We start from the raw sequence: 14,593 nt of genomic DNA, 5'->3' as shown, positions 1-14,593 counted from the left end.
AATGGATTTGATACTCGACCTGCTCGCCACCGTGTCCCGCTGGAGCCGTAGCAACCTGTCGGAAATCTCTCTGGCACTGGTAGGCTGCCTGCTGGTGCTGTTTGGCGCCGACATCAAAGGCTGGGTCGACCAACGCCTGGGCAGCATCGCCGGCGCCTTGCGCGTCCCGCTGATGGCCCTGCTGTGCATGGTCGGCAGCGGCGTGGCGCTGATCTATGCCACGCCATGGATCATCAAAGGCCTGAGCCAGTTCAACAACTACAGCCTGGCGCCGGTGTTGTTGGTGGTGCTGGTGTTGATTGGCGTCGTAGCAGACCGCCGCTGAGCGCTGATGATCGTTCCCACGCTCTGCGTGGGAATGCAGCCAGGGACGCTCCGCGTCCCAAGAGCGTCCATTGAGGTATTCCCACGCGGAGCGTGGGAACGATCATTGGCCGGTTAGGACTGTTTTTCGAACTTCAGATCCCACACGCCATGCCCAAGACGTTCGCCGCGGCGTTCGAACTTGGTGATCGGGCGTTCGGCCGGACGTGGGACGCATTTGCCGTCTTCGGCGAGGTTGCGATAGCCCGGTGCGACGTTCATTACTTCCAGCATGTACTCGGCGTACGGTTCCCAGTCGGTGGCCATGTGTAGCACACCGCCAACCTTCAACTTGCTGCGCACCAGTTCAGCGAACGATGCCTGAACGATACGACGCTTGTGGTGACGGCTTTTGTGCCATGGGTCTGGGAAAAACAGCATCAGTCGATCGAGGCTGTTGTCGGCGATGCAACGGTTGAGCACTTCGATCGCATCGCAATCGTAGACGCGCAGGTTGGTCAGGCCCTGAGTCAGCACGCCATTGAGCAGCGCGCCGACACCCGGACGGTGCACTTCCACACCAATGAAGTCCTGTTCCGGCGAAGCCACGGCCATTTCCAGCAGCGAGTGGCCCATGCCGAAACCGATTTCCAGCGAGCGCGGTGCCGAGCGACCGAACACTTGGTCGAAGTCCACCGGCGCATCGGCCAATGGCAGCACGAACAGTGGCGTGCCCTGATCCAGACCGCGTTGCTGGCCTTCAGTCATGCGCCCGGCGCGCATCACGAAACTCTTGATGCGGCGGTGTTGGCGCTCGTCGCCTTCTTCCGTCTGGATAGGCGTGTCGTTCGATTCAGTCATCAATGGCTCTTACTTGATCAGACCATCCAGCGGCGAGGAGGCGCTGGCATAGAGTTTTCTCGGCATGCGGCCAGCGAGGTAGGCCAGACGGCCCGCCACGATGGCGTGTTTCATGGCTTCGGCCATCATGATCGGCTGTTGGGCGTGGGCGATAGCCGAGTTCATCAGCACCGCGTCACAGCCCAGCTCCATGGCGATGGTGGCGTCGGAAGCGGTACCGACACCGGCATCCACCAACACCGGAATTTTCGCTTCTTCGAGGATGATCTGCAGGTTGTAAGGGTTGCAGATCCCCAGACCCGAACCGATCAAACCGGCCAGTGGCATGACCGCGATGCAGCCGATTTCCGCCAGTTGCCGGGCGATGATCGGGTCATCGCTGGTGTAGACCATCACGTCGAAGCCTTCCTTGACCAGCACTTCGGCGGCCTTGAGGGTTTCGATCACGTTGGGGAACAGGGTTTTCTGATCCGCCAGCACTTCCAGCTTCACCAGGTTGTGGCCGTCGAGCAGCTCACGGGCCAGGCGGCAGGTGCGCACGGCTTCGATGGCGTCGTAGCAACCGGCAGTGTTCGGCAGGAAGGTGAAGCGATCCGGCGACAGGACTTCGAGCAGGTTCGGTTCACCCGGGTTCTGGCCGAGGTTAGTGCGGCGCACGGCGAACGTGACGATCTCGGCACCCGAGGCTTCGATGGCCAGGCGGGTTTCTTCCATGTCACGGTACTTGCCGGTGCCTACCAGCAAACGCGACTGGTAAGTACGACCGGCCAGAACGAAGGGCTTGTCGCTACGAACGATGCTCATGGGAAATCCTCTGTTGGGGTGAGGTTCTTGCAGAATAATTCTGTGGCCGCTTGGGCCGGGCAGCTAGCCGCCGCCGATGGCGTGCACGACTTCGACCGAGTCACCGTCGTTCAACGTGGTTTCTGCGTGCTGGCTGCGCGGGACGATATCCAGATTGAGTTCGACCGCCACCCGGCGCCCGGTCAGTTCCAGACGGGTCAGCAGGGCCGCAACGGTTTCGCCGTCGGGCAATTCAAGGGATTCGCCGTTCAATTGAATGCGCATGCCGAATGCCGCCATCATTTTTAGGGGCTGGCATTCTAGCCCGATCAGTCAGGCCGACCCAAGCCATTCGTCTTGTAATACGATCCTGCGGCAGCTCCTACAAGGTCAGCTCAACCGCCAGGCGGCAAGCCCCAGGCAAAACCAGCCCACCAGGAATGCCAGACCACCGAAGGGGGTGACGATCCCGAGCTTGCTGACGCCTGTCATCGTCAACAGGTACAGACTGCCGGAAAACAACACAATACCGATGGCAAAGGACGCACCAGCCCAAGTGATCAGCCGACCGGGAACCTGCGTAGCCAACAGCGCCACACCCAGTAACGCCAGGGTATGCACCAGTTGATAGGTGACGCCTGTATGGAATATCGCCAAATACTCCGGCGTCAGACGGCTTTTCAGGCCGTGGGCGGCGAATGCCCCCAGGGCAACACCGGTGAAGCCGAAAAAGGCAGCCAGCATCAGGAAGCCACGCAACATGAAGAACTCCAGTCAGACTCGATCAACAGGGTCTGTATAATGGCCGGCTCAACGGGTTCGGCCAAGCCATCTCTATGCTGCAATTAATTTTCCGTCGTTTCACGAAGGTCCTGCTCTGGTTCGCGGGCGGCAGCGTATTGCTGGTGTTGCTGTTTCGGGTGGTGCCACCACCGGGAACGGCACTGATGGTCGAACGCAAGATTGAATCCTGGTTCGACGGTGAACCTATCGACTTGCAACGTACCTGGAAACCCTGGGATGAAATCTCCGACGACCTGAAGGTCGCGGTGATTGCCGGTGAGGATCAGAAATTCCCGGAGCATTGGGGTTTTGACTTCGGGGCGATTCAGGCGGCACTGGCTCATAACGAGCTGGGCGGTTCGATTCGGGGTGCCAGCACGCTAAGCCAGCAGGTTTCGAAGAACCTGTTTTTGTGGTCCGGGCGCAGTTGGTTGCGCAAAGGCCTGGAGGCCTGGTTTACCGGGCTGATCGAAGTGTTCTGGCCCAAGCAGCGGATTCTTGAGGTGTACCTCAACAGCGTCGAGTGGGATGAAGGCGTGTTTGGCGCCGAAGCCGCGGCTCGGCATCACTTTGGTGTGGGCGCTCGTTCACTGTCCCGGCAGCAGGCGAGTTTACTGGCCGCAGTACTGCCGAACCCGCGGGTGTGGAGCGCCAGCCATCCGACCTCTTACGTTGCAAGGCGAGCCGGGTGGATTCGCCAGCAGATGAGTCAGTTGGGTGGTGACAGTTATCTGGTCGACCTGAACGATTCGCGCCGGGCGCCTTGGTCTCAATAACGCCGCAAATCCCTTGTGGGAGCGAGCTTGCTCGCGAAGGCGTCGTGCCAGTCGACATCAATGTTGACTGATATACCGCATTCGCGAGCAAGCCCGCTCCCACATTAGTTTTGTGGTGTGGCACAGAAACAAAAACGCCCCGATCAATGATCGGGGCGTTTTTTATTGCGTTCGCGCAGGTTACGCGGCGATCGACAACTTGAGCTTGTTCATCGCGCTCTTCTCGAGCTGACGAATACGCTCGGCCGACACGTTGTACTTCTGCGCCAGGTCGTGCAGCGTGGCCTTTTCCTCTGCCAGCCAGCGCTGGTAGAGGATGTCGCGGCTGCGGTCGTCCAGCACTTCAAGCGCTTCGTGCAGGTTGTGGTTGGAGTTGTCGCTCCAGTCGGCATCTTCCAGTTGACGGGCCGGATCGTACCGGTGGTCTTCCAGATAATTGGCCGGCGATTGGAAAGCACTGTCGTCGTCCGCTTCCGCGGCCGGATCGAACGCCATGTCATGGCCGGTCAGGCGACTTTCCATCTCGCGTACTTCCCGCGGCTCTACGCCGAGGCTTTCCGCCACGCGATGGACTTCCTCGTTGTTCAGCCAGGCCAGACGTTTCTTCTGGCTGCGCAGGTTGAAGAACAACTTGCGCTGAGCCTTGGTGGTCGCGACTTTCACGATCCGCCAGTTGCGCAGGATGAACTCGTGGATTTCCGCCTTGATCCAATGCACCGCAAAGGACACCAGGCGTACGCCCATTTCCGGGTTGAAACGCTTGACCGCTTTCATCAGGCCGACGTTGCCTTCCTGGATCAGGTCAGCCTGGGCCAGGCCGTAACCGGAATAGCTACGGGCAATGTGTACGACAAAACGCAGGTGGGCGAGCACCATCTGCCGAGCCGCCCCCAAATCCTGCTCATAATAGAGACTCTCGGCCAGTTCACGCTCCTGCTCCGGTGTCAGCAATGGAATGCTGTTCACCGTGTGCACATAGGCCTCCAGGTTCGCACCCGGGACCAGAGCATATGCAGGCTGCAAAGAATTGGTCATACGAAAAAACCTCCGACTTACATAACTCGTGCAGTTCAGCACTGCGAAAATTGACCGGAAACCAAAAGACAAGTTCCCATAAACGCTGAAAGGTCAATACGAGCAAAATGATATTACTTTGGCGCAAGCTCCCGCAGGTGGCGTGCGACTGCAATCCATGCACCGATATACCCCAACAGCACCGCGCCAAGCAAGAGCGATAGACCGTCGGCAACTGGCACTCCGGCCAGCGCAAAATCACTGCCGTACAAACCGGCCAGTCCAACCACCGCGTCGTTCAGCCAGTTCAGGCCGAACGCCAATACACCCCAGGACAGAATCCCCGCACCAAAGCCATAAAGCGCACCCATATACAGAAAGGGCCTGCGCACATAGCTGTCAGTGCCGCCGACGAGTTTAATCACTTCTATCTCTGTGCGGCGGTTTTCAATATGAAGACGAATGGTATTGCCTATCACCAAAAGTAATGCAGAAACCAAAAGCACGGTCAGACCGAAGACAAAACGGTCGCCCAGCTTGAGGATGGCTGCCAGACGCTCGACCCAGACTAGATCAAGTTGCGCCTGTTGTACCTTCGGCAATTCGGAAAGTTTTTGTCTCAATGCTTCAAGCGCGGGCTTGTCGACCTCGTTCGGGGTCACCAGGACCACGCCCGGCAGCGGGTTTTCCGGGAGTTCCTTGAGCGCTTCGCCCAGTCCGGACTGCTGCTGGAACTCTTCCAGTGCCTGATCACGACCCACGTATTCGGCGTCGGCCACGCCCGGCATGCCCTTGATCTGCTCACGCAACGACTCGCCCTGTTCAGGGCCGGCATCGAGTTGCAGGTACAAGGAAATCTGCGCCGCACGCTGCCAGGAACCGCCGAGACGCTCGACGTTACTTAGCAGAAGTGACAGACCCATCGGCAAACTCAGGGCAACTGCCATCACCATGCAGGTGAAAAAGCTGCCGATCGGGTGTTTGCCCAAACGGCGCAAGCTGTCCAGCAGACTGGCGCGGTGGCTTTCGATCCAGGCGCGGAACAGCGTGGCGAAATCCGGGCCGTCGTCATCGTCGCGCTTTTTCTTCTGCGGTTGCGGATCGGCGGCCTTCGGGGCCACGCGCTCGGAAACCTTGGGGCTACGTGTTGCACTCATACGCCAGCCTCCCCGTCGCCGATCAATCGGCCACGCTGCAGGGTCAGCATGCGGTGACGCATGCGAGCTATCAGCGCCAGGTCGTGACTGGCGATCAGCACGCTGGTGCCCAGACGGTTGATATCTTCGAACACACCCATGATTTCCGCCGCCAGACGCGGGTCGAGGTTACCGGTCGGTTCATCCGCCAGCAGCAAGGCCGGGCGGTGAACGATGGCGCGAGCGATGCCGACGCGCTGTTGCTGGCCGGTGGACAGGTCGCCGGGGTAGAGATCGGTTTTGTCCGAGAGCGCCACGCGTTCCAGGGCTGAGTCCACACGCTTGGCAACTTCGGCCTTGGACAGGCCAAGGATCTGCAACGGCAACGCGACGTTATTGAATACCGTGCGATCGAACAGCAACTGGTGGTTCTGGAACACCACGCCGATCTGCCGACGCAGGAACGGAATCTGCGCGTTGCTGATGGTGCCCAGGTCTTGCCCTGCCAGCAGCAATTTGCCGGTGGTCGGACGCTCCATGGCCAGCAGCAGCCGCAACAAGGTGCTTTTACCGGCGCCGGAATGGCCGGTGACAAACAAGAATTCACCCCGACGGACTCGAAAGCTCAGCTCATGCAAGCCGACGTGACCGTTCGGGTAGCGTTTACCGACCTGTTCGAAACGAATCATGAACGCTCCCGCTCGGCAAACAATGCCTGGACAAAGGGTTCTGCTTCAAAAGTACGCAAATCGTCGATGCCTTCACCGACGCCGATATAGCGAATCGGCAAGCCAAACTGCTTGGCCAGGGCAAAAATCACCCCACCCTTGGCGGTGCCGTCGAGCTTGGTCAGCGCCAGGCCGGTCAGTTCGACGGTCTGGTTGAATTGCTTGGCCTGGTTGATGGCGTTCTGGCCGGTACCGGCGTCGAGCACCAACAGCACCTCATGGGGTGCGTCGGCATCGAGCTTGCCGATCACCCGGCGAACCTTTTTCAGTTCTTCCATCAAGTTGTCTTTGGTGTGCAGGCGACCAGCGGTGTCGGCGATCAGCACGTCGATGCCCCGGGCCTTGGCGGCCTGCACGGCGTCGAAGATCACCGAAGCGGAGTCGGCGCCGGTGTGCTGGGCGATGACCGGAATCTTGTTGCGCTCGCCCCAGACCTGCAATTGCTCGACCGCGGCGGCGCGGAAGGTGTCACCGGCGGCGAGCATGACTTTCTTGCCTTCCAGTTGCAGCTTCTTCGCCAGTTTGCCGATGGTGGTGGTCTTGCCGGCGCCGTTGACGCCCACCACCAGAATCACGAATGGCTTGCTCTGTGAGGTGATTTTCAGCGGCTGTTCGACGGGTTTGAGCATCGCTGCCAGCTCGGCTTGCAGGGATTTGTACAGCGCATCGGCATCGGCCAGTTCTTTGCGGGCGACTTTCTGAGTCAGGCGCTGAATGATCACCGACGTCGCTTCGACGCCGACATCGGCGGTCAGCAGACGGGTTTCGATGTCTTCGAGCAGCTCGTCGTCGATGATTTTCTTGCCGAGGAACAGGCTGGCCATGCCCTCGCCAATGCTGGCGCTGGTCTTGGACAGGCCTTGCTTGAGACGGGCGAAGAAACCGGCCTTGGTCTCTTCGGTACGCACAGGCTCGGCCGGGGTTTCGACGGGCGCAACCGGTATGGCGGCAACAGGAGCGATGGCTGGTGCTGGTGCCGGTTCTGGCGCTTGAGCAACTGGAGCAACTGGAGCGACAAATGCTGGTACTACAGGTTCTGGAACAACCGGCGCAGGTTCGGCTACGAACACGGGCGCAACGCCTGCCGGTTCAACCACTGGCGCCCGAACCGGCTCAGGAGCAAACGCGGTCGGGGCCGGAATTGGTGGCGTGATGTGAGGCGCTTGCTCATCTTCGACCAACGCCACCGGTTCTTCCGCTACCGGCAATGTCAGCCACGGCGCGGCCACTGGCGTCAGCGGCAATGGGGCCGCGACTTCGGTTTCAGTTGCACGCACGGCCGCAGGTTGTAGCGCCGGCTCGGCAATCGGCGCAGGCTTTTGCTCTATAACCGGCGCTGGTGCTGACTCAGAAAGTGGCTGTGGCTGTTCGACAACGGGCTCCTGCGGCTTTTTGCGCAGCCATCCGAACAGGCTTTTCTTCTCGCCAGCCGCAGCTGGGGTCTTCTTGTCGTCGTTGGAACCAAACATGGAGGACGGCTATCTCACGGTAGCGACGCGCCAAAGGGCGCCTCGGCAATAAATAATTCGATGCAGAACAGACTGCGATTCATCCAGCTTGTTCACGCGCAACATTTTGTCGAGGTGCGAACGGCACCTCACAGAAACGATTTCACGAAGGACTGAAGCGGCAAAATCGGCGAAAAAGCAGAGTTTAGTTGATAAACCTCAGTCTTCTGCCGCAAACCCATACAACCTGATCAAACACCAAGGCTTGATAGGCGTGGCCGCCAGTAAAACGGATCAGTATCCTAGCACCCTCTCGCCCGCCGACGCTAAGACCAAGCGGGCAGCCCAACAGGTTTAAAAACGAATGAATGCTCTAGCCCGCCGCGCTGCAGGCCTGCTGCTCAGCACAGTTTGTCTGCCCCTCTCGGCCCTGGCTGCCGATCCACAACCGACCCACGAATTCACCCTCGACAACGGCCTGAAGGTTGTCGTGCGCGAAGACCATCGTGCGCCGGTCGTCGTTTCCCAGATCTGGTACAAGGTCGGCTCCAGCTACGAGACCCCGGGCCAGACCGGGTTGTCCCACGCGCTGGAACACATGATGTTCAAGGGCAGCGAGAAAGTCGGCCCCGGCGAAGCCTCGCTGATCCTGCGCGACCTCGGCGCCGAAGAGAACGCCTTCACCAGCGACGACTTCACCGCGTATTACCAGGTGCTGGCCCGCGACCGTCTGGGCGTGGCCTTCGAACTGGAAGCCGACCGCATGGCCAACCTGCGCCTGCCGGCCGACGAGTTCGCCCGCGAGATCGAGGTGATCAAAGAAGAACGTCGCTTGCGCACCGACGACAAGCCGATGTCCAAAGCCTACGAACGCTTCATGGCCATGGCCTACCCCGCCAGCGGCTATCACACGCCGACCATCGGCTGGATGGCGGACCTCGACCGCATGAAGATCGAAGAACTGCGCCACTGGTACCAGTCCTGGTATGTGCCGAACAACGCCACCCTGGTGGTGGTCGGTGATGTGACCCCGGACGAAGTCAAAACCCTCGCCCAGCGCTACTTCGGCCCAATCGCCAAGCGCGACGTGCCACCGGCGAAAATCCCGCTGGAGCTGGCTGAGCCTGGCGAACGCAAGATAACCCTGCATGTACAAACCCAATTGCCCAGCCTGATGCTGGCCTTCAACGTGCCGAGCATCGCCACCGCCGCAGACAAACAGTCGGTCAACGCCCTGCGCTTGATTTCCGCCCTGCTCGACGGCGGCTACAGCGGCCGCATCCCGACGCAACTGGAGCGCGGCGAAGAACTGGTGTCCGGCGGTTCGTCGAGCTACGACGCCTACACCCGTGGCGACAGTCTGTTCACGTTGTCGGCCACGCCGAACACCCAGAAGAAGAAAACCATGGCCCAGGCTGAAGCCGGGTTGTGGAAACTGCTCGAACAGCTGAAAACCACTGCGCCGTCCACCGAAGAGCTGGAGCGCGTGCGAGCACAGGTCATTGCCGGTCTGGTCTACGAGCGTGACTCGATCACCAGTCAGGCCACCGCCATCGGCCAACTGGAAACCGTCGGGCTGTCCTGGAAACTGATGGACACCGAACTCGCCGACCTGGAAAGCGTGACCCCGCAAGACATCCAGAAGGCCGCCAAGCTGTATTTCACCCGCGAACGTCTCAGCGTCGCCCATGTACTGCCACAGGAGACGACTCATGAGTGAGCGTAAAAAATCGCGTCTGGCCCTGATCGGCCTGATCGCTGTCGCACTGATCGGGTCTGCCGCCTTCTATTTGTCCAAACCCGACGAGTCCAACGCCAGCGAAGCCCTCGACAAAGCCAAGGCCAGCCAGAAGCTGCAATCGCTGGCCGAACTCGACGGCAAGGCCCCAAGCCATCGCTCGCTGAACGTGCAGACCTGGAACACCGCCGAAGGCGCCAAGGTGCTGTTCGTCGAAGCCCGTGAGCTGCCGATGTTCGACATGCGCCTGATCTTCGCCGCCGGCAGCAGCCAGGACGGCGATGCACCCGGCCTGGCACTGCTGACCAACGCCATGCTCAACGAAGGTGTGGCCGGCAAAGATGTCAGCGCTATCGCCCAGGGCTTCGAAGGCCTGGGCGCCGACTTCGGCAACGGCGCGTACAAAGACATGGCGCTTGCCTCCTTGCGCAGCCTGAGTGCCGTGGACAAACGCGAGCCTGCCTTGAAGCTGTTCGCTGAAGTCGTCGGCAAACCGACCTTCCCCGCCGATTCGTTTGCCCGCATCAAAAACCAGATGCTCGCCGGCTTCGAATACCAGAAACAAAACCCCGGCAAACTCGCCAGCCTGGAGCTGATGAATCGCTTGTATGGCGCTCACCCGTACGCGCACTCCAGTGACGGCACGGCGAAGAGCATTCCACCGATCACCCTGGCGCAGTTGCGGGCCTTCCATCAGAAAGCCTACGCCGCTGGCAACGTAGTGATTGCGCTGGTGGGCGACCTGTCGCGCGCCGAGGCCGAGGCGGTTGCCGCACAAGTATCCGCCGACCTGCCCAAAGGCCCGGCCCTGGCGAAAATCGAACAACCGACCGACCCCACGCCCAGCATCGGTCACATCGAGTTTCCGTCCAAGCAGACCAACCTGATGATCGCGCAACTGGGTATCGACCGTGACGATCCGGATTACGCGGCGTTGTCCATGGGCAATCAGATCCTTGGCGGCGGTGGTTTCGGCACCCGGTTGATGAGCGAAGTGCGCGAGAAGCGCGGCCTGGCCTACGGCGTGTATTCGGGTTTCAGCCCGATGCAGGTTCGCGGCCCGTTCATGATCAATCTGCAAACCCGCGCCGAGATGAGCGAAGGCACGCTGAAACTGGTGCAGGATGTGCTCGCCGACTACCTTAAAACCGGCCCCACCGAAAAAGAACTCGATGACGCCAAGCGCGAACTGGCCGGCAGCTTCCCGCTGTCCACCGCCAGCAACGCCGATATCGTCGGTCAGCTCGGCGCCATGGGTTTCTACAACTTGCCGTTGAGCTACCTGGAGGACTTCATGCAGCAGTCCCAGAGCCTGACCGTCGAGCAAATCAAAACCGCCCTGAACAAACACCTGAGCACGGACAAACTGGTCATCGTCAGCGCTGGCCCGACCGTGCCACAAAAGCCGTTACCGGCCCCTACTGATAAACCTGCCGAGCAACCGCTCGGGGTTCCGGAGCATTAATGGCCAGTCCAAAAAAACCTGTTCACAACGTCCATAACGGTGTGAATCAACTGCGCATCATCGGCGGCGAATGGCGTAGCCGGCGCCTGAGTTTCCCGGATGCTCCGGGCCTGCGGCCGACCCCGGACCGGGTGCGTGAAACCCTGTTCAACTGGCTCGCGCCTTACGTCGCCGGGGCCAAGGTGCTCGATCCGTTTACCGGCAGTGGCGCGTTGTTTCTGGAAGCCTTGTCCCGTGGCGCGGCCATGGGTCAGGCGCTGGACGCCAGCAACATCGCGGTGTCCAGCCTGAAAGAACATCTGGGCACCCTGCGCTGCACCACCGGTCAGGTACAGACTGCCGACGCATTGCGTTATCTGGAAACCCAACCGGCCACGGCGTTCGATCTGGTATTTCTCGACCCTCCGTTCAATCAGAATCTTTTGCCAGTCGTTTGCACTCTGCTCGAAGAGCGTCATTGGCTGGCCGACGATGCGTGGGTCTACACTGAAAGCGAAACAGCACCGTCGATACTTGGCTTGCCGGGAAACTGGCGCCTGCATCGGGAGCAGAAATCCGGACGAGTGTATTACGCGTTGTGGCAACGTATGGCAGGGATCGCCGGCTAGTCCGGCCTGAGAAAACGGTGCGAAGCTCCGTCAGCTAACGCTGCGGGTACGCACCGCAGCATCGAGAGCAATCGTGTCCCATCTGCCAGAACGTTTCACCCCCGCCTTCACGCCCGCCTACGGCCTGGGCAATCCGCACTTACAAACCTTGTGGGGACCGCTATGGCGCAAAACCACGCATATCGAGCGCGAGCGGGAACGATTGTGGCTTGAAGACGGCGACTTCCTTGACCTGGACTGGCACGCCCCCCACAGCGCGAATGCGCCGCTGGTGCTGGTATTGCACGGCCTGACCGGTTCGTCGAATTCGCCTTATGTGGCCGGCATGCAAAAGGCGCTGGGCGCCCGGGGTTGGGCCAGCGTCGCGCTGAACTGGCGAGGCTGCTCCGGCGAGCCCAATCTGTTGCCGCGCAGCTACCATTCCGGGGCCAGTGAAGACCTGGCGGAAACCATCAAACACTTGCGAACCCTGCGCCCCCTCGCGCCGCTGTATGCGGTCGGTTATTCCATGGGCGGTAACGTATTGCTCAAGCATCTGGGCGAAACCGGCAGCAACAGCGGTGTGCTCGGCGCGGTGGCAGTGTCGGTGCCGTTTCGCCTCGATCAGTGTGCCGATCGTATCAGCCAGGGTTTTTCCAAATTCTATCAAGCGCATTTCATGCGTGAGATGGTCGCCTACATCAAGAACAAGCAGCGCAAATTCCAGCATGACGGACATGAGGATGGCCTGGCGGCGTTGGCAGCCCTGGGCTCGCTGGAGAACTTGCGCACCTTCTGGGATTTCGATGGCCGGGTCACCGCACCTCTGAACGGTTTCGCCGATGCCGCGGATTACTATCGCCGCGCCTCAAGTCGTTATTTCCTTGGAGAGATTCGCACGCCGACCCTGATTATCCAGGCGGCCGATGACCCGTTTGTGTTTCCTCATAGCCTGCCGCAAGCCGACGAATTGTCCGCCAGCACTCAATTCGAGTTGCAGGCCAAGGGTGGGCATGTCGGTTTCGTCGAGGGCACGTTCAGGCAACCGGGTTACTACCTGGAGCGGCGCATTCCCCAATGGCTGGCCGCCACGGGGCGCACCTGAACCATGGACTCCGGTCAGGGTGAATCAGCCAGGTTTTGCCGACCAGAGCCATCTGAGTCGGCAGTTCAAGCAGGTTTACGGTGTAGGACCGGGGGGCGTATTGCAGTGCGCAGCAGGTGCTTGAGGTTTAATGAGGCCTCACAAACACCCATTATCCCTGTGGGAGCGAGCTTGCTCGCGATAGCGGCGGGACAGTCACCACCGTCGTTGAATGTTATGGCCCCATCGCGAGCAAGCTCGCTCCCACAGGGGATTGAGGTGATCATTCGCCGGTGGCGACGCCTCGTGCGGGATCGTTGATCCACTCACTCCACGACCCGGCATACAGCGACCCCAACGGATAACCCGCCAGGCACAGGGCGAACAGGTTGTGGCAGGCCGTCACGCCAGAACCGCAATACGCGACCAGTTCCGTCGGCGAACGAACACCTAGCTTCGCAGCAAACCGTTGCTTGAGCTGATCGGCCGGCAGGAAACGCCCGTCACTGCCCAGGTTGTCGGTGAACGCGGCACATTGCGCGCCGGGGATGTGTCCGGCTATCGGATCGATCGGCTCCACTTCGCCCTTGAAGCGCGGCAGGGCGCGGGCGTCGAGCAAGGTCAACGCTGGCTGGCCGAGACGTTGCTGCAGCTGTTCGGCGCTGAGCAACAGCGAAGCATCCGGCGTCCCGGTGAAGGTACCGCGGGTGATCGACGGCGCATCAAGACTCAAGGGCAATCCGGCGGCATGCCAGGCTTTCAGCCCGCCATCGAGTATGAACACGCCATCGCGCTTGCCCAGCCAGGCCAGCAACCACCAGGCCCGCGCCGCGTAGGCGCCGGGACCGTCATCATACAAAACCACCTCGCTGTCGGCGTTGATGCCCCAGGCCTGCAGACGCTCGATCAGGTTTTCGGGCTCAGGCAACGGATGACGCCCGGTCACACCCTTGACCACTGTCCCGCTCAAATCACGCTCAAGATCGGCAAAACTCGACCCGGCGATATGACCTTCGCAATAGCTGCGCTGACCGTAGTCCGGGTCTTCGAGGGCAAAACGACAATCCAGAATTACCAGCCCCGGCGCCTCCTTTTTCAGGTCCAACGCTTGCGGGCTGATCAGTTGCGCAATGGGCATAACGGGCTCCTGTGATGTTGTCTGTCTGCAATCCTACGGCACTCTTTATCCCACTTCTTCCAGCGCCTGGGCCAGCGGCACATAAAACTCTTCGAACAGTGCATTCACCGCATCGCGAGATTGATCAGTGACGAACCCGGCCTCCAGCACCAGCACCTGATACACGCCTCGTTTCATGGCCTGTTCGCTCAGATGGTTGGAGTTTTCCCGCGTAGTGCACAGAAAACGCACCCACGAGGTGAGGATGATCCAGGCATTGAGGGTCAGGGATTCGATCTGAACCTTGTCCATGCACAGAATGCCGGCCTCGACGAAGCCCGCGTAGATGTGTGTGCCCTGGATCAGGCAGCGCTGGGAAAAGCGCCGATAACGGGCGGCCAGCTCGGGATCGCTGTCGAGCAAATGCTCGAGGTCGCGATGCAGGAACCGGTATTGCCACATGGCGGCGAGCAATTCCTTGAGGTAGAAGCGCTTGTCTTCGACTGTCGCGGCACGCCCCTGGGGCGGGCGCAGAAAGCTGTCCACCAGGTTTTCGTACTCACTGAACAACACGGCGATGATCGCCTGCTTGTTGGGGAAGTGGTAGTACAGGTTGCCCGGGGAAATCTCCATGTGGGCAGCAATGTGGTTGGTGCTGATACTGCGCTCGCCCTGTTGATTGAACAGCTCCAGGCTGTTCTGCACGATGCGCTCGCTGGTTTTGATCCGAGGGGCCATGGCTTGAGCTTTAATTGTGCGATGAGGGCATC

At 60.4% G+C, this 14,593-nt stretch carries 16 protein-coding genes and 1 pseudogene; 7 read left to right on the top strand and 10 right to left on the bottom strand.

Translation table 11 applies throughout. The annotated features are described in order from the left end of the window. The first annotated feature begins 1 nt into the window (after position 1). Positions 2–325: a DUF3392 domain-containing protein gene (locus LOY38_RS02050; protein WP_084322429.1), complete on the top strand. Its 324-nt coding sequence runs from the start codon at positions 2–4 to the stop codon at positions 323–325. Between the two features lie 113 nt (positions 326–438). On the opposite strand, the gene trmB is transcribed toward LOY38_RS02050, so the two are convergent. From trmB to LOY38_RS02030, 4 genes are all read right to left on the bottom strand, one after another. Continuing rightward, positions 439–1,164 carry a tRNA (guanosine(46)-N7)-methyltransferase TrmB gene (trmB, locus tag LOY38_RS02045; protein WP_258698642.1) on the bottom strand — a complete coding sequence of 242 codons (726 nt, stop codon included), beginning with the start codon at positions 1,162–1,164 and terminating at the stop codon, positions 439–441. 9 nt (positions 1,165–1,173) lie between these two features. Then, complete coding sequence (locus tag LOY38_RS02040) at positions 1,174–1,968, bottom strand: thiazole synthase (protein ID WP_258698641.1); 795 nt, start codon at positions 1,966–1,968, stop codon at positions 1,174–1,176. A gap of 63 nt (positions 1,969–2,031) precedes the next feature. Continuing rightward, positions 2,032–2,232, bottom strand: a complete 201-nt coding sequence (thiS, locus tag LOY38_RS02035; protein ID WP_007897898.1) for a sulfur carrier protein ThiS — start codon at positions 2,230–2,232, stop codon at positions 2,032–2,034. Between the two features lie 105 nt (positions 2,233–2,337). Continuing rightward, positions 2,338–2,709, bottom strand: coding sequence for a DUF423 domain-containing protein (locus LOY38_RS02030; RefSeq protein WP_258698640.1), 372 nt, complete (start codon positions 2,707–2,709; stop codon positions 2,338–2,340). 74 nt (positions 2,710–2,783) lie between these two features. Here LOY38_RS02030 and mtgA point away from each other — a divergent pair, with 74 nt between their 5' ends. Beyond that, a complete protein-coding gene (mtgA, locus tag LOY38_RS02025) occupies positions 2,784–3,506 on the top strand; it encodes a monofunctional biosynthetic peptidoglycan transglycosylase (RefSeq protein WP_258698639.1) in 723 nt (240 codons plus the stop codon). Between the two features lie 180 nt (positions 3,507–3,686). Here mtgA and rpoH read toward each other — a convergent pair whose 3' ends face one another. From rpoH to ftsY, 4 genes are all read right to left on the bottom strand, one after another. Continuing rightward, positions 3,687–4,541: an RNA polymerase sigma factor RpoH gene (rpoH, locus tag LOY38_RS02020; protein ID WP_007897890.1), complete on the bottom strand. Its 855-nt coding sequence runs from the start codon at positions 4,539–4,541 to the stop codon at positions 3,687–3,689. A gap of 113 nt (positions 4,542–4,654) precedes the next feature. Further along, on the bottom strand, positions 4,655–5,677 hold the full coding sequence (gene ftsX, locus LOY38_RS02015) for a permease-like cell division protein FtsX (RefSeq protein ID WP_258698638.1): 1,023 nt from the start codon (positions 5,675–5,677) through the stop codon (positions 4,655–4,657). Beyond that, entirely contained in the window at positions 5,674–6,345 is a 672-nt protein-coding gene (ftsE, locus tag LOY38_RS02010; RefSeq protein ID WP_105340799.1) for a cell division ATP-binding protein FtsE, read from the bottom strand. Before ftsE ends, ftsX begins: the two co-directional genes overlap by 4 nt. Next, positions 6,342–7,853, bottom strand: a complete 1,512-nt coding sequence (gene ftsY, locus LOY38_RS02005; RefSeq protein WP_258698637.1) for a signal recognition particle-docking protein FtsY — start codon at positions 7,851–7,853, stop codon at positions 6,342–6,344. Before ftsY ends, ftsE begins: the two co-directional genes overlap by 4 nt. Before the next feature lie 343 nt (positions 7,854–8,196). Here ftsY and LOY38_RS02000 point away from each other — a divergent pair, with 343 nt between their 5' ends. The 5 genes and pseudogenes from LOY38_RS02000 to LOY38_RS01980 all read left to right on the top strand — a co-directional run. Further along, positions 8,197–9,552: a pitrilysin family protein gene (locus LOY38_RS02000; protein WP_258698636.1), complete on the top strand. Its 1,356-nt coding sequence runs from the start codon at positions 8,197–8,199 to the stop codon at positions 9,550–9,552. Further along, entirely contained in the window at positions 9,545–11,035 is a 1,491-nt protein-coding gene (locus LOY38_RS01995; protein ID WP_258698635.1) for a pitrilysin family protein, read from the top strand. The genes LOY38_RS02000 and LOY38_RS01995 overlap by 8 nt, the downstream gene beginning before the upstream one ends. Then, the gene (gene rsmD / locus LOY38_RS01990; protein WP_258698634.1) at positions 11,035–11,643 is read left to right on the top strand and encodes a 16S rRNA (guanine(966)-N(2))-methyltransferase RsmD; all 609 of its coding nucleotides are present in this window, start codon (positions 11,035–11,037) and stop codon (positions 11,641–11,643) included. The genes LOY38_RS01995 and rsmD overlap by 1 nt, the downstream gene beginning before the upstream one ends. A 73-nt stretch (positions 11,644–11,716) precedes the next feature. Continuing rightward, positions 11,717–12,727, top strand: a complete 1,011-nt coding sequence (locus tag LOY38_RS01985) for a hydrolase (RefSeq protein ID WP_258698633.1) — start codon at positions 11,717–11,719, stop codon at positions 12,725–12,727. A 25-nt stretch (positions 12,728–12,752) separates the two neighbouring features. Continuing rightward, positions 12,753–12,851 (top strand): annotated as a pseudogene (locus LOY38_RS01980) (AraC family transcriptional regulator); the annotation flags it as partial. A gap of 138 nt (positions 12,852–12,989) precedes the next feature. Here the strand turns inward: LOY38_RS01980 and LOY38_RS01975 are convergent. Both LOY38_RS01975 and LOY38_RS01970 read right to left on the bottom strand, forming a co-directional pair. Next, positions 12,990–13,844 (bottom strand): sulfurtransferase, encoded by an 855-nt coding sequence (locus LOY38_RS01975; RefSeq protein ID WP_258698632.1) that lies wholly within the window; start codon positions 13,842–13,844, stop codon positions 12,990–12,992. 45 nt (positions 13,845–13,889) lie between these two features. Further along, the gene (locus tag LOY38_RS01970; protein WP_258698631.1) at positions 13,890–14,561 is read right to left on the bottom strand and encodes a TetR/AcrR family transcriptional regulator; all 672 of its coding nucleotides are present in this window, start codon (positions 14,559–14,561) and stop codon (positions 13,890–13,892) included. Positions 14,562–14,593 lie beyond the last annotated feature (32 nt).

The organism is Pseudomonas sp. B21-015, from assembly GCF_024749285.1.
Classification (GTDB): Bacteria; Pseudomonadota; Gammaproteobacteria; order Pseudomonadales; family Pseudomonadaceae; genus Aquipseudomonas.
This window is presented reverse-complemented; position numbering and strand designations above follow the sequence as displayed.